A 24299-nucleotide genomic window follows, 5' to 3' on the forward strand; every position below is an offset into this window, starting at 1 on the left:
ACCGAAGCCGCCGCGGCATGCGGCTGCTTCGGCGGGCCGCTTCAGCGCCGCTCGCTGAAGGCGTGCGCGATGGTGCCGAGGTCGACGTATTCGAGCTCGCTGCCGATCGGCACGCCGCGCGCCAGCCGCGTCACGCGCAGGCCGCGTGACTTGAGGGCCTCGGCGATCACGTGCGCCGTGACCTCGCCCTCGGCGGTGAAGTTGGTCGCGACGATCACCTCCTGCACCACCTCGTCGAAGGCGCGCTCGATCAGCGCCGGCAGGCCGATGTCGTGCGCGCCCACGCCGTCGAGCGGGCTGAGCTTGCCCATCAGCACGAAATACAGCCCGCGGTAGCTGCCGGTGCGCTCCACCGCGGCCTGGTCGGCCGGCGTCTCGACGACGCACAGCTGATGCGGATCGCGCTGCGGGTCGAGGCAGGTGGCGCACACCGGCTGCTCGGTGAAGGTGTGGCAGCGCTCGCAGTGCTGCACCTTCTGCACCGCCGCATCCAGCGCGCGCGCCAGCTGCGAGGCGGCGGGCTGGTCGTGCTGCAGCAGGTGATACGCCATGCGCTGCGCCGACTTCACGCCCACGCCCGGCAATCGGCGCAGCGCCTCGACCAGGTGCGCCAGGGCGTCGCCGGACGAGGCTTTCATCGTGAGTCCCGACGCCTGCGCGCCGTCATCAGAACGGGAACTTCATGCCCGGGGGCAGCGGCATGCCGGCGGTGAGCTTGCCCATCTTTTCCTGGCTGACCGCTTCGGCACGGCGCACGGCATCGTTGAAGGCGGCGGCCACCAGGTCTTCGAGCATGTCCTTGTCGTCGGCCAGCAGGCTCGGGTCGATCGACAGGCGCTTGACGTCGTGCTTGCAGGTCATCACCACCTTCACCAGGCCGGCACCCGACTGGCCTTCGACCTCGACGTTGGCGAGTTCGTCCTGTGCCTTCTTCAGGTTGTCCTGCATCGCCTGGGCTTGTTTCATCAGGCCGGCGAGTTGTCCTTTGATCATGGCGTGTCCTTGGGGTTGGAATGGAAAATGGAAAAGTGGAAGTTGAAACGGGGGTGGCCCGTGGCCACGGGCAAGCGAGTCTGACCGTCAGCGAGGCCGCACCGAACCCGGCACGATGCGCGCGCTCGGGTAGCGCGCCAGCAACTGCTGCACCACCGGATCGTTGCGGATCACCCGTTCGGCCTGCGCCTGGGCCTGCGACCTGGCTGCCACGTCACGGCGGGCGGCGCTGTCGGTGACGGCACCGACGTCGATCTCCAGCCGCTGCGGCTGTCCGAGCAGTTCGCTCATGGCGGCCTGCAGGCGCTCGCGGTGGCTGGCCTGGCGCAGCGATTCGCGCTCGACGCGCAGCTGCCAGCAGACCGGATCGGCAGCGTCGTCGATGCCGGTGCATTCGGCCTGCCAGGCCAGCTCACGCACCAGGCCGGTGACCTTGGTCTGCGCGAGCAGCTGCTGCACGGTGGCCAGCCAGCGGGCCTGGGCCGGATGGGGCGCGGGGATGTCGGCGGCCTGCGGTGCGTCGACGACTTCGGGCGATGGCGGTTGGCTCTCGTTGCGGGCGGTCGGGCGGGCGCCGTCCGATGACTCGGACTCTTCGCGCACCCAGGGCGGTTCGTCGTCCCAGGGTGGCGTTTCGGCTGCCGCAGCAGGCGCCGCCGCCGGACGCAACGGTGGCGCCGGTTCGGACACGCTGATCGCAGTCGGGGCAGCCATCGGGGCAGCAACCGGGGCAGCCATCGGGGTCGGGGATGCGCGCGGCGGCTCCGGGCGGACCGGTGGGGCCGACGGTGCCTGCGCCACCGATGGCACCGTCGTCTTGCTGACGGCGCCGCTGGTGCGCAGCAGCTCGCGGCTGGCTGCCACGGCCGGAGCCGGCACGGGCGCTGCGGCGACGATCGGCGCGGCGGCTGCCGGCCTGACCGCCGACGCAGCGGCACCACCGGCCGGCCGGAACGCCAGCATGCGCAGCAGCACCATCACCAGGCCGCTGTATTCATCGGGCGCCAGCGCCAGTTCGGCACGGCCGTGCAGCGCGATGCTGTAGAGCAGCTGGGTCTCGTCGGCCGGCAGCAAGGGCGCCAGGCCCTGCAGCACCGCCGCGTCGGGATGGGTCGGGTCGATCGCCTGCGGCACTGCCTGCAGCACCGCCATCTGCTGCGCCAGATCGGCCAGCTCTTCGAGCGTGCCGGCGGCCGACAGGCCCTGCGCGCGCAGCTCGTCGACCGTGCGCACCAGCGCCACGCCGTCGCTGGCGGCCAGCGCCTCGACGATGCGCACCCCATGACCGCGGTCGACCGCACCCAGCATCTGGCGCACGGCGGCCTCGCCGAGGTGGCCGCCGGCGTAGGCGATGGCCTGGTCGGTGAGCGACAGCGCGTCGCGCATCGAGCCGCGCGCGCCACGCGCCAGCAGCCGCAGCGCCGGATCCTCGAACGGCACCGATTCGGCGTTCAGCACTGTCTGCAGGTGCTCGAAGACGGTTTCGGTGGCCATCGGCCGCAGGTTGAACTGCAGGCAGCGGCTCAGCACCGTCACCGGCACCTTCTGCGGATCGGTGGTGGCGAGCACGAACTTCAGGTACTCGGGCGGCTCCTCGAGCGTCTTCAGCATCGCGTTGAAGGCGGTCGTCGAGAGCATGTGCACCTCGTCGATCATGTAGACCTTGAAGCGCCCCACCACCGGCTTGTAGACGGCCTGATCGAGCAGCTGGCTGATCTCGTCGACACCGCGGTTCGACGCCGCATCGAGCTCGACATAGTCGACGTGGCGGCCGGCGTCGATGTCGCGGCAGGCGCTGCACACGCCACATGGCGTGGCGGTGATGCCGCCCAGGCCGTCGGCGCCGACGCAGTTCAGGCTCTTGGCCAGGATGCGCGAGACGGTGGTCTTGCCGACGCCGCGGGTGCCGGTGAACAGGTAGGCGTGGTGCAGACGCTGTTGCGTCAGGGCATTGCTCAGGGCCTGCACGACGTGCGCCTGCCCCACCAGCTCGGCGAAGCTGCGCGGGCGGTACTTGCGGGCCAGGACGATATAGGACATGGAGAGGATTCTAGGGTGCCCGATAATCGCTCCCCATGACTTCCGCCTCCCCCACCCCGTCCTCGGCCATGCCGGGCGATGCCGCCACCGGCACCCTGAGCTACGAACAAGCCGGCGTCAACTACGACCTGATCGACCCGCTCAAGGTCACGGCCCAGCGCGCCGCGGCCTCCACCGCCAGCCAGCTGGCGCACCACGGTTTCACCGAAGTGGCCGCCTCGCGCGGCGAATCGGCCTATGTGGTCGACGTCGGGCCGTTCTACCTCGCCTCGATCGTCGAGTGCCTGGGCACCAAGACGCTCGTCGCCGACGAGATGGCGCGCCTGACCGGCAAGAGCTGGTACGACGCCATCGCGCAAGACACCATCGCGATGGCCATCAACGACCTGATCACGGTCGGCGCCACGCCGCTGGTGGTGCAGGCCTACTGGGCCGCCGGCGGCTCCGACTGGTTCGGCGACGACCAGCGCTCGCAGGCGCTGGTGGCCGGCTGGAAGCGCGCCTGCGAGGTCTGCCAGGTCGCCTGGGGCGGCGGCGAAACCCCGGCGCTGGCCGGCATCGTCGAAGAAGGCCGCATCGACCTGGCGGCCTCGTGCACCGGCCTGATCAACCCGAAGGAGCGCCTGTCGGTGGGCGACAAGCTCGCCGCCGGCGACGCCATCGTGCTGCTGGCGTCGAGCGGCATCCACGCCAACGGCCTGAGCCTGGCGCGCAAGCTGGTCGAGCGCCTGCCCGACGGCTACCTGACCGAGATCGCCCCCGGGCTGACGTACGGCGCGGCGCTGCTGGCGCCCACCACGCTCTATTCGCCGGTCACCGAGGCGCTGTTCAAGGCCGGCATCACGCCGCACTACTGCGCCAACATCACCGGCCACGGCTGGCGCAAGCTGCTGCGCCATCCGGCCGAACTGAGCTACCGCATCCACACGGTGCCGCCGGTGACGCCGGTGCTGCGCTTCATCCAGCAGCAGGCGCAGCAGGACGACCGCGAGGCCTACAGCACGCTCAACATGGGCGCGGGTTTCGCGATCTTCGTGGCCGCCGAAGACGCCGAGCGCACGGTCGAGATCGCCCGCGCGCAGGGCATCGCGGCCTGGGTGGCCGGCGAGGTCGAGGCCGGTGCCAAGCGCCTGCAGATCGAGCCGCTGGACATCGAGTTCGGCAACGACGACCTGCAGCTGCGTTGAACCCGGCCGCGCCCGTCGCCCCGCAAGCCGCATCGGCATCGGCATGATCCCCTGGCTGCCCGACGACAGCGACAGCGCGCCCTTCCCGCCCACCCGCCTCGCGCTGGGCCCCGACAGCGAGGCGCCGGGGCTGCTGTGCGCGGGCGGGCAGCTCAGCGTGGCGCGGCTGCGCATGGCCTACCGGCTGGGCATCTTCCCGTGGTACAGCCAGGGCCAGCCGGTGCTGTGGTGGAGCACCGACCCGCGCATGGTGCTGCAGGTGGCGCAGTTCAGGCTGCACCGCTCGCTGAAGAAGACGCTGCGGCGCTTTCTCGTCACGCCGGGCAACGAGGTGCGCATCGACAGCGCCTTCGCCGACGTCATCGACCACTGCAGCCGCACGCCGCGCGAAGGCCAGGACGGCACCTGGATCGTGCCCGAGGTCAAGGCCGCCTACGTGGCGCTGCACCGCGCCGGATCGGCCCATTCCTTCGAGACCTGGGTCGACGGCGAACTGGTCGGCGGCCTCTACGGCGTCAACATCGGACGCATGTTCTACGGCGAGTCGATGTTCGCGCGCCGCACCGATGCGTCGAAGATCGCCCTGGCGGCGCTGGTGGCGTTCTGCCTGGCGCACGAGATCGCCTGGATCGACTGCCAGATGGAAACCGAACACCTGGCATCGCTGGGTGCGCAGCCGGTTCCGAGGGCGCAGTTCGAGGCCCATCTGCGCCGGGTGGTCGATCTGCCCGCCCCGAAGGATTGGTTTTATGATCCTTCGTCGTGGGCCCGGCTGGGAGACCGGGGCCCAGGTCAGCCGAGTCCATCTGCGTGACGCACCCGAAGGAACTACCGCTCGCCCAGTTGCAGTTCTATGCAACCGCGCCCTACCCCTGCAGCTACCTGGCCGACCGCATGGCGCGCTCGCAGGTGGCCACGCCGTCGCACCTGATCAACGCCGAGACCTACTCCGGCCTGGTCGCCGCCGGTTTCCGGCGCAGCGGCATGTTCACCTATCGCCCGTATTGCGACGGCTGCCAGTGCTGCGTGCCGCTGCGCGTGCCGGTGAACGACTTCGCGCCCAGCCGCAGCCAGCGCCGGGCCTGGAAACAGCACCAGGGCCTGCAGGCGCGCGTGATGCGCCTGTGCTTCGTGCCCGAGCACTACGCGCTCTACCTGCGCTACCAGAACCGGCGCCACGCCGGGGGCGGCATGGACGAGGACTCGGTCGATCAGTACACCCAGTTCCTGCTGCAGAGCCGCGTCAACTCGCGGCTGGTCGAGTTTCGCGAGCCCGGCATCGGCGACCAGCCTGGCGCGCTGCGCATCGTCTCGATCCTCGACGTGCTCAACGACGGGCTGTCGGCGGTCTACACCTTCTACGAGCCCGACCCGGCCTGCAGCTACGGCACCTACAACGTCATGTGGCAGATCGCCCAGGCGCGTGAGCTGGGCCTGCCGTATCTGTACCTCGGCTACTGGATCGAGGCCAGCGCCAAGATGGCCTACAAGTCGCTCTTCCAGCCGCACGAGATGCTGCTGGGCGGCACCTGGCAGCGCCAGCCGGCGCGGTGAAGATCAAGATCCGCAGCCGACCTGCAACCCGTCTTCAGCCACGCACGAACAGGGTCTTCAGCGGCTCGTCGCCCACCTGGCGGCTGCAGTGGCCGTGCAGGGCCGGGTCGAACACCGCGCCGGCGGGCAACACGTCGGCCGAATAGAAGTGATCGCCAGGCCGGAAGACGCGCTTGCTGCCGTCCTGCAGGCCGATCTCCATCACGCCACCGATGATGAACACCCACTGCGGCTCGCCGGTGCAATGGAAATCGCTGCGAAAACCGACCGGGCTCTCGCGCAGCTGATAGCCGCCGCTCGGCAGCAAGGGCGACAGGCGCGATTGCGGCTTGCCTTCGCTCAGCGCGAGGCTCGATTCGGCCCAATGGGCGCGGCCGTCGGCGCCGGTGACGAGGCTGATCTTGGTGAAAACGCTCATGGGTGCTCCAGTCGATGCGTGAGGTGGGTGGAATCGTCAGCCCGGCATCGTAGTGGCCCGCAGCCGCCCTGCAGCCGGGGCTGCACGACGACACAATCGCGGCTTCTTTGAACGGCTGAGGAGACCCCATGAAACCCATCGCCCTTGTGACCGGAGCCGGCAGCGGCATCGGCCGCGCCTGTGCCCACGCCCTGCTGGCCGACGGCTGGAACGTCGCCTTCGTGGGCCGCCGCGCCGAGACGCTGCAGGCCGCCATCGACGCCGCGCCCGACGTGAGCGGCGACATCGCGACGCGCACCCTGGCGCTGCCCGCCGACGTGTCCGACGCCGCCTCGGTGGCGGCCGCCTTCGAGGCCGTGCAGGCCCATTGGGGCCGGCTCGACCTGCTGTTCAACAACGCCGGCATCTCGCTGCCTTCGACGATGCCCGACGAGATCGGCATCGAAGACTGGCGGCGTGTCGTCGACACCAACCTCAACGGCGCCTACTACTGCCTGGCGCAGGCCTTCAGGCTGATGCGCGCGCAGAGCCCGCAGGGCGGCCGGATCATCAACAACGGCTCGATCTCGGCCCACGTGCCGCGGCCGGGCTCGATCGCCTACACCGCCACCAAGCACGCCGTCAGCGGCCTGACCAAGGCGGCGGCGCTCGACGGCCGGCGCCACAACATCGCGGTCGGCCAGATCGACATCGGCAACGTCGCCAGCGACATGACCGAGCGCATGGCCAAAGGCGTGCCCCAGGCCGACGGCAGCATCAAGGCCGAAGCACGCATGGACATGGCCGCGGTGGCCGACACCTTCATGGCGATGGCGCGCCTGCCGTTGTCGGCCAACGTGCTGACCATGACGGTGATGGCCACGCAGATGCCCTACGTCGGACGCGGCTGAGGCCACGTCCGACGCACCTGACGGCGATCAGAAGAACATGATGCCGCCCAGCGAAATGGTGCGAACCTTTTCGACTGCCGCGGCGTTGGTCTGCTTCTCCTGGTTGAGCTCGCCGACCAGCGTGATGTACTTGTTGAGCGAGTGGTAGGCACCGAAGGTGACGGCCTTGCGGTCGTTCTTCGGTGCGCCGAACACGCCCGCCGTGGCGCCACCTTCGTCGGTGTTCTTGCCGTAGTTCACGCCGAGCTTGGTGTCGCCGATCTTGTAGGTGACCTGCGCCAGGAAGCCCTGCGAATCGGTCTTGTTGCCCGCGGCATCACCGCCGCCGAGGAACTGCGCGCCGATCGTCGACAGGCCCAGGCCCTTGCCCTTGAAGGCGTAGAGCACGCCTTCGAAGCCGGCCACGCCGGCCTTGGCGCCCAGCTCGTAGCCCGACGCGGCGTGCGGCACGGTGGCGCAGGTGCCCGAGCAGCTCGTGTCCTGGCTCACCAGGCCGGCCCAGACCTTGCCCGGCGCGGCGCCGGCGAAGTCGAAGCTGGCCATCGCCTGCACGCCCGGGGTCTTGGTTTCATTGCCCGCATAGGCGCTGGGCTGGAAGATGCCGGCCGAAGCCTGCAAGCCACCGAGCTTGGGCGACGAATAGCTGATCTGCGGCTGGAAGCCGGTGTACATGTAGCCGTGACCGATCATGCCGAACGTGGTGTTGAACGGCGTGCCGGCATTGGAGGTGCCACCCACGCCCAGCAGCGTCATGTCCGACAGCACGATGTTCTGGCCGAACAGGCCGATGTCGCGACCCAGCTTGATGCGGCCCCAGCTGTCGTTGCCGAACTGGAAGTAGACGTTGCGGGTGTCGACCTGCGAGTAGGCCCCGACGCCGGAGGCGGCGCTCGGCAGGCCGACGATGGTCGAGTTGTTCATGATGCCGGGGGCAAAGCCGAAGTGCGCCTTGACGTCCTGGTCACCGGCCTTCGCGGTGGCGACGAAGTTGATCCAGCCCGGCAGCAGGCCGTTGGAGATCGCGCTGTTGCTGGTCTTGGTCTCGGCCCCGCCGGTGGGCGTGGTCTTGACCTCGCGGTTGACGTAGAAACCGTTGACCGTGCCGTTGATGTCGAGGGTCACGTCGCCCTGGGTGAAGCTGACGGCATGGCTGGCGCCGGCGGCTGCGAGCAGGCAGAGGGCGGCTGCGTGGGCGATGGGTGTGGTTTTCAAGGGGAGTCTCCTCGTGGTGATTCGGTTCAGCGCCTGCTGTTGCAGGTGAACCACCCAAGGCCAAATCCATGCCACCAGGCAAACCGGCCGGACGGGCCGATTTCCAGGTGTTTACCCTGTTGCTGCGATCGATGTTGTCTCTGACGGCACAACGTCGTCCGCCATGACGCGAGGCGATTCGTCGCACGGCTCGGCTGTCCATCCGGGTCTGCACCAGCACCGGATCCTGGTTACAACGCCGGCACAGGATCGCCGACCCGAATCAGCAGGGAAACGCGTGCGCAGGTAGGTGTAACCAACTAGAAACCACCGAGGGCCCTCGATCGAAAAAAAGGACCCGAAGGTCCTTTCCTGATTCACGCGAACCTGCCCCGGCTCGGCGCCGGGGTTGCATCAATGCAATGCCACGCCGGTCGCCGCCTGGATCTGGTCGCGGGTGACGCCCGGCGCCAGCTCCACCAGCTCGAGCCCGTTGTGCGTCACGTCGAGCACGCCCAGGTCGGTGATGATGCGGTTGACCACACCCACGCCGGTCAGCGGCAGGGTGCAGTTGGCGATGATCTTCAGGTCGGTGCTGCCGTCCTTCTTGGTCGCCACGTGCTCCATCAGCACCACCACGCGGCCGACGCCGGCCACCAGGTCCATCGCGCCGCCCATGCCCTTGACCATCTTGCCGGGGATCATCCAGTTGGCCAGATCGCCCTGCTCGCTGACCTGCATCGCGCCCAGGATCGCCAGGTTGATCTTGCCGCCGCGGATCATGCCGAAGCTGTCGGCGCTGCTGAAGAAGGCCGAGCCGGGCAGCGTGGTGACGGTCTGCTTGCCGGCGTTGATCAGGTCGGCGTCGACCTGGTCCTCGGTCGGGAACGGGCCGATGCCGAGCAGGCCGTTCTCGCTCTGCAGCCACACCTCCATGCCTTCGGGCACGTGGTTGGCCACCAGCGTCGGCAAGCCGATGCCGAGGTTCACATAGAAGCCGTCGCGCAGTTCTTTTGCAGCGCGCGCAGCCATTTCATCGCGGGTCCATGCCATGTCTAGCTCCTGATTTCGTGTGTGCGGGCCGCGTTCAGGCGGTCTTGCGGACGGTGCGCTGCTCGATGCGCTTTTCCGGCGTCGCGTTCAGCACGATGCGGTGCACGAAGATGCCCGGCAGGTGGACCTGATCGGGGTCGAGCTCGCCGGTCTCGACGATCTTCTCGACCTCGACCACGGTGATCTTGCCGGCCATCGCCACGTTGGGGTTGAAGTTGCGCGCGGTCTTGTTGAAGACCAGGTTGCCGCTCTTGTCGGCGATGTACGCCTTGACCAGCGACACCTCGGGCGTCAGCGACCGCTCCATCACGTACTTGTGGCCGTCGAACTCGCGGATCTCCTTGCCTTCGGCCACCAGCGTGCCCACGCCGGTCTTGGTGAAGAAGGCCGGGATGCCGGCGCCGCCGGCGCGCAGCTTCTCGGCCAGCGTGCCTTGCGGCGTGAAGTCGAGTTCGAGTTCGCCGCTGAGGTACTGGCGCTCGAACTCCTTGTTCTCGCCGACGTAGCTCGAGATCATCTTCCTGATCTGGCGCGTGGCGAGCAGCTTGCCGAGGCCGAAGCCGTCGACACCGGCGTTGTTCGAGATCACCGTCAGGTTCTTGACCGCGCTGGCCTGCAGCGCGTCGATCAGGGCCTCGGGGATGCCACAGAGGCCGAAGCCGCCCACGGCCATCAGCTGGCCGTCGCGGACGATGCCGTCGAGCGCAGCGGCAGCGCTCGGGTAAACCTTGTTCATGCGTGAGTCTCCACAGGGTTCTGGAACGGCGCTCAGCGTACTACGTAAGGCATTACGTACACGATACGTAGAATTGACTCAGGGTTTGCCCGGGATGGCCCGGCCCCTGCCTGGAAATCCGCATGACCGACCTCGACTACCGCACCGCCTTCGACCTGGCGCCGATCGGCATGGTGCTGTCACGCAACCGGCTGATGGTCGACTGCAACCAGCAGCTGCTGGCGATGTTCGGCGCCCAGCGCGACCAGCTGATCGGCCAGAGCTTCGAGGTGCTGTACCCGAGCACGGCCGAGTTCGAGCGCACCGGCGCACGCATCGTCGCCAGCCTCGGGCGTGACGGGCGCTACGCCGACGAGCGGGTGATGCGCCGACTGAGCGCGCCTGCGGGCAGCGAGCTGTTCTGGTGCCACGTGTCGGGCCGTGCGCTCGACCCGGCGCAGCCGCACGCGGCGGGCATCTGGACCTTCGAGGACCTGTCGGCGGTGCGTCAGCTGAAAGCCGACCTGACGCCGCGTGAACGCGAGATCGCCGCGCTGCTGATCGAGGGCCTGACCAGCAAGCTGATCGGCAAGCGCCTGGTGATCAGCCCGCGCACGGTCGACGTCTATCGCGCCCGGCTGATGCGCAAGTACGAGGCCGCGACCACGCCCGAGCTGGTGCACAAGCTGCTGAGCGCCTGAGCCCGGCCGCGCGGGCGAACTCAGCGCCGCCGCACCCGTTCGGCGGCGATCTGGCCGTCGGGCAGCACCACGCCGCGCAACTCGACGCCGTCGCCGGGGTACGGCATCTTGTCGCGCCGGCCACCGGACGGGATCACCAGCCCGTCGAGCGTGCCATCGGCCGACAACACGCCACGCAGGCGGATGCGCGCGCCGGCCGGCACGGGCGCCGGCTGGCCGCTGCCGTTGCGGGCACCGGCGGCGATCCAGTCGCTGATCAGCGTGATGTCGGCATCGCCCAGGTACGGCGGGCCGTCGAAGGGCATGCGCGGGCGCGCGTGGCCGCGGATGCGCCGCACCACCTCGCTGGCCAGCGGCTGGCCGGGCACGATGCGCACACGATCGCCAGCGGACAGCGCGCCCTCGTAGCTGTTGAGCAGATAGCCCTCGGGCGCCGGCCCCATCAGCCCCTGCGGGCTGTGGCACTTGGCGCAGCGGGTGGCGAAGATCGGCGCCACATGGGCCCAGGTGGGTGCCTCGCCGGCCTTCGGGCGTGGCGCCGCGGCCGGGCTCGGGGCGGGAGCTGACGCACCGGCGCTTGCGGCGCCGCCGGGCGGCATGCCGCCGGCGATCCAGCGCTCGAACAGCGCCACCTCGGCATCGCTGAGCCACGGCGGGCCGGTCATCGGCATGCGCGGCTGGCTCTGGCCCTTGAGGCGACGGATCAGTTCGCTGCCGGCGGCGTCGCCGGCCTTGGCGACCGGCCCGCTGCTGCTGCCCTTGAGCAGGCCGGCCAGGCTGTCGAGCTGCAGCCCACGTGGCGCCGACGCGCCGGTGTGGCACATCACGCAGCGGCTCTGCAGGATCGGCTGCAGCTCGGCGTAAGTCGGGGCGGGCTGGGCCTGCACGGCAGCGGCAAACGGCGTCACGGCGATGAACATCAGTGCCAGTCGGGCCTTGGCAACTCGGCGTGCAAATGAGCTCGGAGGGTGTTTGAATCGGTCGCGCATGCAGGCATTGTGTCGCGACGGAGGTGGTTTCCAAGTCCACCCGAGCCCGTCACCCCCGACCTGAACGCAGCACCTTGAACAACAAACCGCGAGGAGAACCATGATCAAGCTCACCGTCAACGGCCAGTCTCGAAGCATCGATGCCGACGCCGACATGCCCCTGCTGTGGGCCGTGCGCGAAAACCTCCAGCTCACCGGCACCAAGTTCGGTTGCGGCATGGGGCTGTGCGGCGCCTGCACCGTGCACCTGGATGGCAAACCGGTGCGCTCGTGTTCGACACCGCTGTCGGCCGCCGCCGGCAAGAAGGTCACCACCATCGAGGCGATGGCCGCCACCCGCACCGGCAAACTGGTGCAGGCCGCCTGGATCCTGCAGGACGTGCCGCAATGCGGCTACTGCCAGTCGGGCCAGATCATGAGCGCCTGCGCGCTGCTGGCCGAGAAGAAGTCGCCCAGCGACGCCGAGATCGACACCGCCATGAGCGGCAACCTCTGCCGCTGCGGCACCTACAACCAGATCCGCGCGGCCATCAAGGACGCGGCCGGTCAACTGACGAAAGGGGCCTGAGCATGAACACCCCGATCGAATCGAAGTCGCCGGACCACGTCGCGGCTGAAACCGGCGACACCGCCGGCCCCGTCACGCTCAACCGGCGCGGTTTCATGGGTGCCGGCGGCGCGCTGGTGCTCGGTTTCATGTTGCCGGCCAGCGGCCGCCTCGGCGCCGCCACGCCGACAGGCGCCACGCTCAACGCCTGGCTGCGCATCACGCCCGACAACCGCATCACCGTGTTGTGCGGCTCGGCCGAGATGGGCCAGGGCGTGCACACCGCCATCCCGATGCTGCTGGCCGAGGAGCTCGATGCCGACTGGAAATCGGTGCGCGTCGAGCAGTCGCCGGTCGACAAGGCCTACGCGAACCCGATGTTCGGCATGCAGGCCACCGGCGGCAGCACCACGGTGCGGGCGCACTGGACACCCTTGCGCAAGGCCGGCGCCGCAGCGCGCGCGATGCTGGTGGGCGCTGCGGCCACGCAGTGGAAGGTCGAGCCCTCGCAATGCCGCACCGCGCTCGGTCAGGTGCTCGGGCCGAAGGGGCAGAAACTCAGCTATGGCGCACTCGCCGTGGCAGCCGCCAAGCTCACCCCGCCGCAAGACCCGCCGCTGAAGGACCGCAAGGACTTCAAGCTGCTGGGCCAGCCGCTCAAGCGCCTGGACACCCCGGCCAAGGTCGACGGCACGGCGAAATACGGCATCGACGTCAACCTGCCCGGCATGCTGGTGGCGGTGATGGCGCGCGCGCCGCAGCCCGGCGCCAAGGTTGCCAAGCTCGACGACAGCGCCGCCAAGGCAGTCAAGGGCGTGCGCCAGGTCATCACCATCCCGCACGGCGTGGCGGTGCTGGCCGACGGCTACTGGGCCGCCAGGAAGGGCCGCGACGCACTCAAGATCGACTGGGATCTGGGCACGCTGGCCGATCTGTCGAACGACAAGATCGATGCGATGCTGTCCGAAGGCGCCCGCGAAGGTGGCTCGGTGGCACGCGAGGCCGGCAACATCAAGGACGCCAATGCGACGTCGGCCAAGACGCTCGATGCCCGCTACAGCGCGCCCTACCTGGCGCATGCCTGCATGGAGCCGATGAACTGCACCGCCTGGGTGCGTGGCGACGAGGTCGAGATCTGGGCCGGCACCCAGAGCCAAGGCCCGGCGCAGGGCATCCTGAGCCAGGTGGCGCAGGTCACGCCGGCCAAGGTGACGGTCCACACGATGATGCTGGGCGGCGGTTTCGGCCGGCGCTTCGCGCCCGACTTCACGATCGACGCCACGCTGCTGTCCAAGCTCAGCGGCAAGCCCGTCAAGCTGATCTACAGCCGCGAGGACGACATGATGGCCGGCTTCTACCGGCCGGCGTCGGTGGCGATGTTCAGCGGCGCGCTCGACGACCAGGGCGCCCTCACCGGCCTCGCAGCCAGCGTGAGCTCGCCGTCCATCATGGCGGCCTCGGGCTTCATGAAGATCCCCGACAACGGCGTCGACAACTTCGCGATGGAAGGCATCGCCGACATGCCCTACGACATCGAGAACCTCAAGCTCGAATACGGCCGCCGCGAGCCGGGGCCGCAGGTCTGGTTCTGGCGCTCGGTCGGGCACTCGCAGAACATCTTCTTCATGGAAGGTTTCATCGACGAGCTGGCGGTGGCGGCGGGCAAGGATCCGTACGAGTTCCGCCGCAACCTGCTGGGCAAGCAGCCGCGCTACAAGGGCGTGCTCGAAGCCGCGGCGCAGAAGGCCGGCTGGGGCCAGCCGCTGCCGGCGGGCGTGTTCCGCGGCATCGCGGTGGGCATGAGTTTCGGCAGCTACGTGGCCGAGGTTGCCGAGGTGTCGGTGGCCGCCGACGGCACGCCCAAGGTGCACCGGGTGGTGGCCGCGGTCGACTGCGGCATGACGGTGAACCCGGAGATCATCCGCCGCCAGACCGAGAGCGGCATCGTCTTCGGGCTGTCGGCGGCGCTCTACGGCAAGCTCGATTTCAAGGACGGCCGCCTGCAGCAGAGCAACTTCCACGACTACCCGGTGCTGCGCATGAACGAGGCGCCGAAGGTCGAGGTGCACATCCTGCCCAGCACCGAAGCGCCCGGCGGCATCGGCGAGCCCGGCACGCCGCCGCTGGCGCCGGCAGTGGTGAACGCGCTGTTCGCCGCCACCGGCCAGCGGCTGCGGCAGTTGCCGATCGACAGCAGCAAGCTCAAGCGGGCCTGACAACTCCCGCGCCTGAATGAGCCGAGGCCGGCGCACCGTGGGGTGCGCCGGCCTCTTTCACGTCAGGTCGTCAGGACCTGCGGGTTCAGCGCCGTGGGCGGCGTGCCGCCGGTGAAACAGGCGATCAGGTTGTCGGCCGCCAGGTTGGCCATCGCCGTGCGGGTGGGCAGGCTGGCGCTGGCGATGTGCGGGGTCAGCACGACGTTGGGCACGTCGAGCAGATCCGGGTGCACCTGGGGCTCGCCCTCGAAGACATCCAGCCCGGCCGCGGCAATCACGCCGCTCTTGAGCGCCTGCGCCAGCGCGGCGTCGTCGACGATGCCGCCGCGGGCGACGTTGGTGAGCGTCGCGGTCGGCTTCATCTGCGCCAGTTCAGCCGCGCCGATGCTGTGGTGCGACTGCGCGCTGTACGGCAGCACGATCACCAGGTGGTCGGCCTGGCGCAGCAGGTCTTCCTTGCCGAGCCAGCGCGCGCCCAGCGGCTGCTCCAGCTCGGGCGCCAGCCGCGAGCGGTTGTGATAGACCACCGGCATGCCGAAACCGAGCGCACCGCGCCGGGCGATGGCCTGGCCGATGCGGCCCATGCCGAGGATGCCCAGCGTGCGGCCGTGGACGTCCTGGCCGGCGAACATGTCGACCGCCCATTTGTTCCACTCGCCGCGGCGCAGGAAGCGTTCGCTCTCGGTGATGCGGCGCGCGGTGGCCATCATCAGCGCGAAGCCGAAGTCGGCGGTGGTCTCGGTCAGCACGTCGGGCGCGTTGCTGGCCAGCACGCCGCGTTCGGTGCAGGCCGGCACGTCGATGTTGTTGTAGCCGACCGCCATCGAGCACACCGCCTTGAGCTGCGGGCAGGCGGCCAGCACGCCGCGGTCGATCGGCTCGCCGGTGGTGACGAACACCGCGTCCATGCCCTGCAGGCGCTCGATCAGCTCGGCGCGCGACCAGACCTCGTCGGCCTCGTTGTGCTGCACGTCGAAGTGCTCGCGCAGCCGGGCAATGACGCTTGGGAAGACGGCGCGTGCCACCAGCAGTCGGGGGCGGCCCTGTTCGGACGGATTCATGTCGTGTCTCCTGTGGGCACCGCGCTCAGCGGAACCAGATCAAGGTCATGACGGCAAACAGCGGCAACAGCACCAGGGTGCTCCACGCCATGTAGCCGAAGAAGCTGGGCATCTTCAGGCCGCGGTCTTCGGCGATCGCCTTGACCATCAGGTTGGGCGCGTTGCCGATGTAGCTGTTGGCGCCCATGAAGACCGAGCCCGCGGACACCGCCGCCAGCACCGGTGCGAGCGTGGTCATCAGCACCTGCGGGTCGCCGCCGGCCAGGTTGAAGAACACCAGGTAGGTCGGCGCGTTGTCCAGGAACGACGACAGCAGGCCCGAGGCCCAGAAGTACATCGCCGGGATCGGCTGGCCGTCGGGCGCGGTGACGAGGTTGACGATCGGCGCAAACGCCCCGGCGGTGCCGGCCTTGAGCATCGCCAGCACCGGGATGATGGTCAGGAAGATGCCGGCGAACAGCTTGGCCACCTCCTGCATCGGTGCCCAGTTGAACTGGTTCTGCTGGCGCGCGTTGTGAGGCGTGAACTCCAGCGACAGCAGCGTGATGACGATCAGCCCGACATCGCGCACCACCTGCTCCAGACCGACCGGCGTGCCGGCGATGTCGAAGCTGATGCCCGGTTTCCAGGTGCCGCTCATCAGCACCAGGGCGACCACGCCCAGCAGCAGCAGGCCGTTGATGTGGCCTTCGATGCCGAAGCTGTGATCGTCGGGCGTGGGGTCGGCGCGCACCACGCCTTCGCGCCGGTAGTACCAGGTGTCGATGACGAAGAAGATCGCCAGCAGCGCGCCGACGAGAGCCAGCGTCTCGGGAAAGATGTGGCTGAGCGTCCAGAAGAAATCGACGCCCTTGAGGAAACCCAGGAACAGCGGCGGGTCGCCCAGCGGCGTCAGCGAGCCGCCGGCGTTGCTGACGATGAAGATGAAGAACACGATCACGTGGGCGGCGTGCTTGCGGTTGTCGTTGGCACGGATCAGCGGGCGCACCATCAGCATCGACGCGCCGGTGGTGCCCATGAAGCTCGCCAGCACCGCGCCGATCACCATCAGCACCACGTTGAAGCCCGGGCTGCCATGGAAGTTGCCGCGGATGTAGATGCCGCCGGCCACCGTGTAGAGCGCGGTCAGCAAGATGATGAACGGGATGTACTCGGCCAGCAGGGCGTGCACGAAACCCTGCCCGGCCATCGCCGGCCCGTAGAAAAAGGCAAACGGCAGCAGGAACGCCAGCGCCCAGGCCGCGGTGATCTTGCCGTAATGGTGGTGCCAGACGATCGGCGACACCAGCGGGCACAGCGCGATCGACAGCAGCAGGCCGGCGAACGGCACGGCCCAGGCCCCGCCCAACTGGCTGCCGTCCACGTCGGCCGCCTGTGCGGCAATCGGCAACAGCAGGGCCGCCAGCCCGAGGCCCAGGGCCCGAAGGGGCGCTTTCGACATCTCTACTCCTCGTTGTCTTGACTCGATGCGGCAATTGCGCCGCTGCGGCGCGCATCCTAGGGGCAGCGCAGCCCCCGCGCGAGAGCATCTGCCCGGATGGGTCACGCGTCGGCCAGCGCGCCGCGGGTCTGACGGGGCCACTGATGCCAGCATGCGAGCGCCTCGCGCCAGGTCTGCATCTGCACCGCCACGGTGTCCTCGATCGTCCGGCCGTAGCCGCCGCCCATGCTGATCGCCACCGGCACGCCGCGTTGGCGGGCGGCCTGCAGCACGCGCCGATCGCGTTCGGCCAGGCCGGCGGCGCTGATCTTGAGGCGGCCGAGCCGGTCGCCCTCGTGCGGATCGGCGCCGGCGATGTAGAAGATCAGCCCCGGCGGTGACTCGGCGTGGTGCTGCCAGAGCCGTTCCAGCGCAGCGTCGAGCGCCTGCAGATACGGCCCATCGGTGCAGCCGTCGGGCAGATCGACGTCGTGGTCGCTGGCCACCTTGCGGAACGGGAAGTTCTTTTCGCCGTGCATCGACAGCGTGTAGACCATCGGATCGTCGGCAAAGATCGACGCCGTGCCGTTGCCCTGGTGCACGTCGAGGTCGATCACCGCGATACGCAGGAACTGTCGATGCCGACGGTGCCACTCGGCCTGCATCAGTCGCGCGGCCACGGCCACGTCGTTGAAGACGCAGAAGCCGCTGCCGCCGCCGGCGCTGGCGTGATGGGTGCCGCCGGCCAGGTTGCCCGAGATGCCTTCGGCCAGTGCGCAGCGTGCGGCGGCGATGGTCGCGCCCACCGAGCGCCGGGCCCGCTCGGCCATCGCGGGCGACCACGGAAAACCGATCTCGCGCTCCTGCTGCGCGCTCAGCCTGCCGTGCTGCACGGCGTCGACATAGGCGGGTTCGTGCACCAGGGCCAGTTCGCCGTCGCTGGCCGCCGCAGCCTGGACCAGCCTGACCGCGGCCAGTTCGGCCGCCACGGCGTCGCGCAGCAACCGGTACTTGTGCATCGGGAAACGATGCCCTGCCGGCAGGGGCAGCACGAAGTGGTCGCTGTAGTGGAGCTGCATGGATCAATTGTGACAAACGTCAACAAAGCAGCCACTTTAGGGGCGACCATCTAATGCTTGCTGCAGCGCAACATCGCGCTTGCATTTCAATCTCTCTTGCCTATACTGAGTTCATGTTGCGGCGCAGCATCAACGCAAGCAAGCAATTTATCTTTCAACTGTGGAGCCACACTCATGAGCAATTCCCCCGAGCAATTCGCCGCTGCTGGCAAGGCCAACCTCGAAGCCCTGGTCGAACTGGGCCAGAAGACTTTTGAAGGCGTCGAGAAGCTGGTCGAACTGAACCTGCAAGCCGCCCGCTCGAACATGGGCGAAGGCGTCGACGCTGCCAAGGCACTGTTCGCGGTCAAGGATGCTCAGGAGCTGTTCGCCCTGCAATCGTCGCTGATGCAGCCCGCCACCGAAAAGGCCACCGCCTACGGTCGTCAGGTGTACGAGATCGCCCAGAGCACGCAAGCTGAAGTCGCCAAGCTGGCCGAAGCCCAGTACGCCGCCCTGCAGCAGAACATTGCCGCGCTGGTCGACACCGCCGTCAAGAACGCCCCGGCCGGCAGCGAAGGCGCTGTTGCCATGGTTCGTCAGGCCGTGACTGCCGCCAATACGGCGCTCGAAAACGCCCAGAAGGCTGCCAAGCAGGCCGTCGGTGTTGCTGAAGCCAACTTCGAAGCCATGAGCCAGACCGCTGCCAAGGCCGCGTCGGCTGTGGCCCCGAAGGCTGCTCGCCGCGCTGCGGCCTGATTGCTGTTGACACGGTTTGAACCACGCAGCACCGTTCAAAGTGCCCGCGGGCGGCACCGGAAGCATTGAACTTCCGGCGTCCGACCCGATCATTCAAGGGCGCGAACTGTGCAGACAGGTTGCGTGACTGGTTGTCTCCTCGGTACTTCGTGAAAGCCCGCTTTCCAGGTACCTTCAAACCCGGCTGTCAGGCCGGGTTTTTTTTCGTCTGCACGAGCCTGTCGTGTTGCTGCAACTGACGATGACGGCGATTGCCGACGGCACACGTTTTCATCGACATGGACGTCCTGCCTGAATGGCCGATGACGGGGCAGATGGCAAATTCCCCGACAATCGCCGCCATGCAAGGCCTGCGCGCGCAACACCGATGGATCAGCTGGATGGGCGTCATGCTCGTCCTGATGAGCCTGCTCGCGCCTACCGTGAGCCATGCGGTCCGCGACGCGCGGGGCGTTGCATCGGCGGCCTCGATCCTGAGCGCCTGGTGCAGTCCGTCGACACTGTCGCAGGATCAGGGCGCCCAATCCGCGTCGGCCGCCGATTCGACCGATCGGCACGATGCACTCGCCGGTGAACCCGCTTGCGGTTATTGCCTCTCGGCCGCACTGAACACCGGTGTCGCGGCCGCGCAGACACGAGCGGTCAAGCCGCCGCTTCAGCCGGTCGCCCGGACGCATCGTTCCGAGGCCCGGCCGCTGGGCACCGAGCTGCCGACGCGGCACCGCTCGCGAGCCCCGCCGCTGTCGTCCTGAGCGCACCGCTCTCGCCGTGCGAGCACAGCGGCGCCACGCCGGCCCGGCCGGCTGTGCGCCACGCCATTCAGAACCTTGCACGGACACCCTCGTCCGCAGTCCCAACGGCTTGTGTTGCCGCAACGCAGGCCCGATGAAAGATCGATCATGAATCTGCTCTCACGTATCGGCTCAGGTTGCGTGACCGTGGCGCCGGCCCTCGCGTTCGCCGCAACCTGAAGGGCAACAACATGCGCACTGAAATGAACGCCAGGGCCCGGATGATCGCGTCGGCATGCGCCATGACCTTCGCGGTGCTGATGCCGAACGTCGCACCGGCCCATGAGGCCAGGGCCGGCGCCGTCACCATCGAGCATCCTTATGCCGTGCCGACGCCGCCCGGGGCCAGAACCGGCGGCATGTATTTCCGACGGCTGAAGAACGGTGGCGCCGATCTCGACCGGCTGACCGCGGCGAGCACGCCGATCGCCCGCACGATCGAGTTCCACCGCATGCAGATGGACGGCGACGTCATGAGGATGCGTGCCCAGCCGACCATCGACCTGCCACCCGGCAAGGAACTCGAGGTGCGCCACGGCGGCACGCTGCACCTGATGCTGCTCGACCTGAAACAGCCGCTCAAGGACGGCGACCGCTTTCCGGTCACGCTCACGTTCGAGCGGGGTGGCAGGCAGGAGGTGATGGTCTGGGTGCAGCGCCCACGTGCAGCCGCCACGGCCCCCGAACATGACGCACACAAACACTGAGGAAACCAGGCCCATGCTGCATCGACGTCGTTTTCAACTGAGCCTGCTGGCTGCCGGCGTGCTGGCGCTGGCCGGCTGCAAGGACGCCCCGCCGCCGTTCAAGAACCTGGACATCACCGGCTCCGACTACGCCCGCAGCTTCGACCTGCAGGCGCCCGATGGCAGGAACCGCTCGCTGGCCGATTTCAAGGGCCGGCTGGTGATGGTGTTCTTCGGCTTCACGCAATGCCCGGACGTCTGTCCGACCGCACTCAGCCGCGCCGTTGCGGTGCGGCAGATGCTGGGTGCGGACGCCGAGCGCCTGCAGGTGATCTTCATCACCGTCGACCCCGAGCGCGACACCGCCGAACTGCTGTCGCAGTACATGGCCGCGTTCGACCCGAGCTTCCTGGCCCTGCGCGGCGACCTGGTGCGCACGACCGAGGTGGCGCGCGAGTTCAAGGTGTTCTTCAACAAGGTGCCCACCGGTTCCTCGTACACCATGGACCACACCGCCTTGTCGTACGTGTTCGACACCCAGGGCCGCCTGCGCCTGGCGGTGCGGCATTCGCAGGGCGCCGAAGACGTGGCGCACGACCTGAAGCTGCTGCTGCACGAATCGACCTGATCCCGCCTGCGGACCGGCATCCGCGCCGGTCTCGTCCTTGTTTTCACCCTCCGATTTCCCCGTTCACTTCAAAGGAACCGACATGAACATCCGCACCCTCACCCTGCTCGCCGGCCTCGCGATCACCGGCCTGGCACAAGCCGAAGTCACCGTGGCCGAACCGTGGGTGCGTGCCACCGTGGCCCAGCAGAAGGCCACCGGCGCCTTCATGACGCTGACCTCGACCGGCGATGCCCGCCTGATCTCGGCCAGCTCGCCCGCTGCCGGCGTGGTCGAGGTGCACGAGATGGCGATGGAAGGCGACGTCATGAAGATGCGCGCCGTGCCGGCCGTCAACCTGCCCGCCGGCAAGGCGGTCGACCTGAAGCCGGGTGGTTATCACATCATGCTGATGGGGCTCAAGCAGCCGCTCAAGGCCGGCGAGACGGTGTCCGTCACGCTGGTCGTCGAAGGCAAGGACCAGAAGCGCGAGACCGTCGAAGTGCAGGCACCGGTGCGCGCGCTGGGCGGCATGAAGATGGAGCACAAGATGGAACACAAGCACTGATCGACACGGACTGCAGCGCGGCGACCGGCCGGTGGCCGGATTGCACGCTGCAGCCGGTCGGGCGCTCAGTCGCGGATGCGGCTGCGCGTCATGCCCACGGGCAGCTCGCCGCCTTCGAGCAGCAGGCCGCTGGCCAGGCGCACGCGGCGATGGCCGTGATCGGCGAGCAGGCCGCTGCGTCGCAGGCTCGACACCACACGCGAAACGGTCTCCGAGGCGGTCATCGTGACGGCCGACATGTCGGCCAGCGACGGCAGTTCGCAGACGATCGGTTCTTGCGTGTCGCCGGCCCGGCTCGCCGTGGCGCCCTCGTCGACGCCGGCCAGCATCAGCAGCAGCCGTCGCACCCGCTCGCTGGCACTGCCGGCCCGCACCTTGCCGAGACTGGCGCCCTGCGACTGGCGACGCAGCAGCGCGTTGAGCAGCACGTCGCGCCACTCGGTGTCCGACATGCGGCGCAGCGGCGCGATTTCGCTGTCGACGAGTGCCCGCACATCGCAGGTCGGCGACCAGCCGTGCAGGGCCTCGAGTCCGACCAGATCGCCCGGCCAGGCGAGCTGAAGGTTTTCGGGTCCTGAGCCGGGTCGATCGATGCGCAGCGCGCCGCTGATCAGCACGCAAGGCACCGCGCTGCCGCCGGCGCGCAGGACCTGTTCGCCACGTTCATAGTCTCGGCGCATCGGGCGCGGGGGTGACGGGAAGTCCGGCTGGTGGCGGTCGTTGAGGTGAGCGCGCAGGGAACTGCGCGGCATGTCCATGAGAATCATCGGGTGTCTTTCCTTGGCGGCATGGCTGCCGACTGATCCGGATCGCATCGCGCCTGGCACGGGGTGCGCGGCAGACGCGCCCGGAATCCGTGCCGGCAGAGCGATCGCATTGGCGGCCGTGTGGGCCGTGGCGGTCGGATCAGGCCGAAGGAGGGGCCCGCGCGGGCAGTCGAACCCAGGCCGGCGGGGTGCGGTCGCGCGCATCGACGCCGTCAGGCTGGCGATCGACCCGCGCCCACGTGGCCGGCGCGTGGTTCTGCCCCGACGCAGGCGGCAGCGCATCGAACAGCTTGCCGCACAGCGCGCAATGGGTGCCGCCGTGCCGGACGGCGTCCGGCTGCGACGAGTCGGCCGATCCCGGCAGGCGCTCGCCCGCCACCTGGCAGTAGTCGCTCCCGCCCGCTGCAGGGCCGTTCAGGCGCATCGACAGCAGCTGCGACCAGGCCGGCGACAGCGCAGCGAACAGCAGGCTCGCCAGCAGCAGCCGTAGCAGTCGGACGCGAGGGTGTCGGGCGGTCATGAAAGGCGGTTCAGGCGTGCAGGTGGATCAAGCCGGCAGAAATGCTAACAGCGTCGGTGGCCGGCGTGCGCCCGGGCGGTCGCGGATGCTGCGCATCGTGCGCAAGCACCGCCCGCAGGTGCTCCAATGCAGGCACCCTGCAACCCGTCGATGCCAACGATGTACCACGCCAAGTTCAGCATTCCCGCACGCCTGCTGCGGTCGGCCATCGGCGCGTTCGGCCTGTGTGCCGCGTCGATGCTGGCCGGCTGCGAGAACCTGCCGTCGCTCCTGCCGCCACCCGCCGGCTCGGCCGAGGTGCTGCTGATGGGCGAGCAGCACGACCAGCCCGATCACCAGCGCCAGATCGCCGCCGAGGTGCAGCGCCTGATCGCGCAGGGTCGCCTGGCGGCGCTGGTGCTGGAGATGGTCGACAGCGACCGCGACAGCACCGCGCTGTACCGCGCCAGCCCCGAGGAACAGGTGCGCGAGACACTCGGCTGGGACGACCGTGGCTGGCCCTGGGCGGCCTACGGCCCGGCCGTGATGATCGCCGTGCGGGCCGGCATTCCGGTGCTGGGTGGCAATCTTCCGCGCAAGCAGATGGCCGCGGTGATGGCCGACAGCCGCATCGACACGCAGTTGACCGAGCCGGTGCGTGCGCTGATTTCGCAGGCGGTGCATGACGGCCACTGCGGCATGCTCAAGGCCGATCAGCTGCCGGCGATGGTGCGTGTCCAGATGACCCGCGACCAGCGCATGGCCGAGACGCTGCTGCGCGCCCGGCTCAAGGCCGGCGCCGGACAGGTGGTGATGCTGCACGCCGGCGAACAGCACGTGGCGCGTGACCGCGGCGTGCCGCTGCACCTCGACCGGCTCGGCGTGCCGACGGGCCAGATGCGCGTGGTGGCGTTCGGCGACGGTGAACTGCCGGTCGACGAGCGCCGGCCGGCCGAGCGGGTCGACAGCATCGACCACTGCGCCGAATTCCGCGCGCAGATGGAGCGCAGGAAAGCCGCGCCGGCTGCGGCTCAGGCGGCCTCTCAGGCCGGCTGATCGGCGCCGAGCAGGTAGTCGATCTTGCCCAGATCGACGCCGTTGTGGCGCAGCAGCGCGTACGCCATCGTGACGTGAAAGAACACGTTGGGCAGCGCCCAGTGCCGGAGGTAGTCCTCGCCCTTCATCGTGCGGGTCTTGTCACGCCCGACCGGGAAGGTGATCTCCTTGTCCTCGGTGCCGTCCAGCACGTCGGCCGGCACGCTGTCGAGCCAGGCCAGCGTGCGGGCAATGCGCTCGCGCAGTTCGGCGAAGGTCGACTCGGTGTCGTCGAACTTCGGCGCGTCGAGCCCGCCGAGGCGGGCCACGCACAGCTTGGCCGCATCGCAGGCGATGCGGATCTGCGACGCGAACGGCAGCATGTCGGGCGCCAGGCGCATCGACACCAGCACGTTGACGTCGAACTTGCGCTGCTGCGCGTACGCGGCCGCCTTGCCGAGGCAGTGGTCGAGATTGCGCAACGCGGTGCAGAACACCGGCAGGCTGGCACGGGACATCGTGATGCTCATGGCTCGTCCTTTCGTTTCAGTTCG

Annotated in this window: 27 protein-coding genes; 13 read left to right on the forward strand and 14 right to left on the reverse strand. The window is 68.9% G+C overall.

Annotated features, from left to right (window positions below; genetic code table 11):
- Window positions 1-41: 41 nt before the first annotated feature.
- The 3 genes from recR to dnaX all read right to left on the reverse strand — a co-directional run bounded on the left by recR (window position 42) and on the right by dnaX (window position 3033).
- Complete coding sequence (gene recR, locus LCHO_RS09905) at window positions 42-638, reverse strand: recombination mediator RecR (RefSeq protein ID WP_012347001.1); 597 nt, start codon at window positions 636-638, stop codon at window positions 42-44.
- Between the two features lie 28 nt (window positions 639-666).
- Window positions 667-993: a YbaB/EbfC family nucleoid-associated protein gene (locus LCHO_RS09910; protein WP_012347002.1), complete on the reverse strand. Its 327-nt coding sequence runs from the start codon at window positions 991-993 to the stop codon at window positions 667-669.
- Between the two features lie 87 nt (window positions 994-1080).
- Window positions 1081-3033 carry a DNA polymerase III subunit gamma/tau gene (dnaX, locus tag LCHO_RS09915; RefSeq protein WP_012347003.1) on the reverse strand — a complete coding sequence of 651 codons (1953 nt, stop codon included), beginning with the start codon at window positions 3031-3033 and terminating at the stop codon, window positions 1081-1083.
- Between the two features lie 35 nt (window positions 3034-3068).
- On the opposite strand from dnaX, the gene LCHO_RS09920 reads away from it, so the two are divergent.
- Genes LCHO_RS09920 through LCHO_RS09930 form a run of 3 tightly spaced genes read left to right on the forward strand, consistent with a single transcriptional unit; the run spans window position 3069 to window position 5774 of the window.
- On the forward strand, window positions 3069-4220 hold the full coding sequence (locus LCHO_RS09920; RefSeq protein ID WP_223210530.1) for an AIR synthase-related protein: 1152 nt from the start codon (window positions 3069-3071) through the stop codon (window positions 4218-4220).
- Between the two features lie 43 nt (window positions 4221-4263).
- Window positions 4264-5034 carry a leucyl/phenylalanyl-tRNA--protein transferase gene (gene aat, locus LCHO_RS09925; RefSeq protein WP_012347005.1) on the forward strand — a complete coding sequence of 257 codons (771 nt, stop codon included), beginning with the start codon at window positions 4264-4266 and terminating at the stop codon, window positions 5032-5034.
- Entirely contained in the window at window positions 5031-5774 is a 744-nt protein-coding gene (locus tag LCHO_RS09930; RefSeq protein WP_012347006.1) for an arginyltransferase, read from the forward strand. The genes aat and LCHO_RS09930 overlap by 4 nt, the downstream gene beginning before the upstream one ends.
- Window positions 5775-5808: 34 nt before the next feature.
- On the opposite strand, the gene LCHO_RS09935 is transcribed toward LCHO_RS09930, so the two are convergent.
- Complete coding sequence (locus LCHO_RS09935; RefSeq protein ID WP_012347007.1) at window positions 5809-6192, reverse strand: cupin domain-containing protein; 384 nt, start codon at window positions 6190-6192, stop codon at window positions 5809-5811.
- A gap of 128 nt (window positions 6193-6320) precedes the next feature.
- Here LCHO_RS09935 and LCHO_RS09940 point away from each other — a divergent pair, with 128 nt between their 5' ends.
- Complete coding sequence (locus LCHO_RS09940; RefSeq protein WP_012347008.1) at window positions 6321-7082, forward strand: SDR family oxidoreductase; 762 nt, start codon at window positions 6321-6323, stop codon at window positions 7080-7082.
- 27 nt (window positions 7083-7109) lie between these two features.
- Here LCHO_RS09940 and LCHO_RS09945 read toward each other — a convergent pair whose 3' ends face one another.
- The 3 genes from LCHO_RS09945 to LCHO_RS09955 form a co-directional block, all read right to left on the reverse strand.
- On the reverse strand, window positions 7110-8294 hold the full coding sequence (locus LCHO_RS09945) for a porin (RefSeq protein WP_012347009.1): 1185 nt from the start codon (window positions 8292-8294) through the stop codon (window positions 7110-7112).
- Window positions 8295-8687: 393 nt separating this feature from the next.
- A complete protein-coding gene (locus LCHO_RS09950) occupies window positions 8688-9326 on the reverse strand; it encodes a 3-oxoacid CoA-transferase subunit B (protein ID WP_012347010.1) in 639 nt (212 codons plus the stop codon).
- A 34-nt stretch (window positions 9327-9360) separates the two neighbouring features.
- Window positions 9361-10062, reverse strand: coding sequence for a CoA transferase subunit A (locus tag LCHO_RS09955; RefSeq protein ID WP_012347011.1), 702 nt, complete (start codon window positions 10060-10062; stop codon window positions 9361-9363).
- Window positions 10063-10184: 122 nt separating this feature from the next.
- Between LCHO_RS09955 and LCHO_RS09960 the strand changes: the two genes are divergently transcribed.
- Window positions 10185-10742, forward strand: coding sequence for a LuxR C-terminal-related transcriptional regulator (locus tag LCHO_RS09960; protein ID WP_012347012.1), 558 nt, complete (start codon window positions 10185-10187; stop codon window positions 10740-10742).
- A 20-nt stretch (window positions 10743-10762) separates the two neighbouring features.
- Here the strand turns inward: LCHO_RS09960 and LCHO_RS09965 are convergent, their stop codons facing one another.
- A complete protein-coding gene (locus LCHO_RS09965) occupies window positions 10763-11662 on the reverse strand; it encodes a c-type cytochrome domain-containing protein (RefSeq protein WP_012347013.1) in 900 nt (299 codons plus the stop codon).
- 169 nt (window positions 11663-11831) lie between these two features.
- Here LCHO_RS09965 and LCHO_RS09970 point away from each other — a divergent pair, with 169 nt between their 5' ends.
- The gene (locus LCHO_RS09970; protein ID WP_012347014.1) at window positions 11832-12299 is read left to right on the forward strand and encodes a (2Fe-2S)-binding protein; all 468 of its coding nucleotides are present in this window, start codon (window positions 11832-11834) and stop codon (window positions 12297-12299) included.
- A 2-nt stretch (window positions 12300-12301) separates the two neighbouring features.
- The gene (locus tag LCHO_RS09975) at window positions 12302-14494 is read left to right on the forward strand and encodes a xanthine dehydrogenase family protein molybdopterin-binding subunit (protein WP_012347015.1); all 2193 of its coding nucleotides are present in this window, start codon (window positions 12302-12304) and stop codon (window positions 14492-14494) included.
- 62 nt (window positions 14495-14556) lie between these two features.
- On the opposite strand, the gene LCHO_RS09980 is transcribed toward LCHO_RS09975, so the two are convergent.
- From LCHO_RS09980 to LCHO_RS09990, 3 genes are all read right to left on the reverse strand, one after another.
- A complete protein-coding gene (locus tag LCHO_RS09980) occupies window positions 14557-15555 on the reverse strand; it encodes a 2-hydroxyacid dehydrogenase (RefSeq protein WP_012347016.1) in 999 nt (332 codons plus the stop codon).
- A 25-nt stretch (window positions 15556-15580) separates the two neighbouring features.
- Window positions 15581-16996 carry a sodium:proton antiporter gene (locus LCHO_RS09985; RefSeq protein ID WP_012347017.1) on the reverse strand — a complete coding sequence of 472 codons (1416 nt, stop codon included), beginning with the start codon at window positions 16994-16996 and terminating at the stop codon, window positions 15581-15583.
- 101 nt (window positions 16997-17097) lie between these two features.
- A complete protein-coding gene (locus tag LCHO_RS09990) occupies window positions 17098-18054 on the reverse strand; it encodes a histone deacetylase family protein (protein ID WP_012347018.1) in 957 nt (318 codons plus the stop codon).
- A gap of 174 nt (window positions 18055-18228) precedes the next feature.
- Between LCHO_RS09990 and LCHO_RS09995 the strand changes: the two genes are divergently transcribed.
- The 5 genes from LCHO_RS09995 to LCHO_RS10015 all read left to right on the forward strand — a co-directional run bounded on the left by LCHO_RS09995 (window position 18229) and on the right by LCHO_RS10015 (window position 21444).
- The gene (locus LCHO_RS09995) at window positions 18229-18792 is read left to right on the forward strand and encodes a phasin family protein (RefSeq protein ID WP_012347019.1); all 564 of its coding nucleotides are present in this window, start codon (window positions 18229-18231) and stop codon (window positions 18790-18792) included.
- A gap of 278 nt (window positions 18793-19070) precedes the next feature.
- The gene (locus tag LCHO_RS10000) at window positions 19071-19544 is read left to right on the forward strand and encodes a DUF2946 family protein (RefSeq protein ID WP_083772707.1); all 474 of its coding nucleotides are present in this window, start codon (window positions 19071-19073) and stop codon (window positions 19542-19544) included.
- Between the two features lie 230 nt (window positions 19545-19774).
- Window positions 19775-20290 carry a copper chaperone PCu(A)C gene (locus LCHO_RS10005; protein WP_043705107.1) on the forward strand — a complete coding sequence of 172 codons (516 nt, stop codon included), beginning with the start codon at window positions 19775-19777 and terminating at the stop codon, window positions 20288-20290.
- 13 nt (window positions 20291-20303) lie between these two features.
- Window positions 20304-20897 carry an SCO family protein gene (locus LCHO_RS10010; protein ID WP_012347022.1) on the forward strand — a complete coding sequence of 198 codons (594 nt, stop codon included), beginning with the start codon at window positions 20304-20306 and terminating at the stop codon, window positions 20895-20897.
- Window positions 20898-20979: 82 nt separating this feature from the next.
- A complete protein-coding gene (locus tag LCHO_RS10015; protein WP_012347023.1) occupies window positions 20980-21444 on the forward strand; it encodes a copper chaperone PCu(A)C in 465 nt (154 codons plus the stop codon).
- A 65-nt stretch (window positions 21445-21509) separates the two neighbouring features.
- On the opposite strand, the gene LCHO_RS10020 is transcribed toward LCHO_RS10015, so the two are convergent.
- Window positions 21510-22211 carry a Crp/Fnr family transcriptional regulator gene (locus LCHO_RS10020; protein ID WP_012347024.1) on the reverse strand — a complete coding sequence of 234 codons (702 nt, stop codon included), beginning with the start codon at window positions 22209-22211 and terminating at the stop codon, window positions 21510-21512.
- Between the two features lie 139 nt (window positions 22212-22350).
- Window positions 22351-22731, reverse strand: coding sequence for a DUF2946 family protein (locus LCHO_RS10025; protein WP_012347025.1), 381 nt, complete (start codon window positions 22729-22731; stop codon window positions 22351-22353).
- A gap of 159 nt (window positions 22732-22890) precedes the next feature.
- On the opposite strand from LCHO_RS10025, the gene LCHO_RS10030 reads away from it, so the two are divergent.
- On the forward strand, window positions 22891-23766 hold the full coding sequence (locus LCHO_RS10030; protein WP_050757328.1) for a ChaN family lipoprotein: 876 nt from the start codon (window positions 22891-22893) through the stop codon (window positions 23764-23766).
- Here LCHO_RS10030 and LCHO_RS10035 read toward each other — a convergent pair.
- Window positions 23754-24275: a DUF1993 domain-containing protein gene (locus tag LCHO_RS10035; protein ID WP_012347027.1), complete on the reverse strand. Its 522-nt coding sequence runs from the start codon at window positions 24273-24275 to the stop codon at window positions 23754-23756. The two genes, LCHO_RS10030 and LCHO_RS10035, sit on opposite strands and share 13 nt — an antisense overlap.
- Window positions 24276-24299: the final 24 nt, after the last annotated feature.

This window comes from Leptothrix cholodnii SP-6 (assembly GCF_000019785.1).
Lineage (GTDB): Bacteria > Pseudomonadota > Gammaproteobacteria > Burkholderiales > Burkholderiaceae_C > Sphaerotilus > Sphaerotilus cholodnii.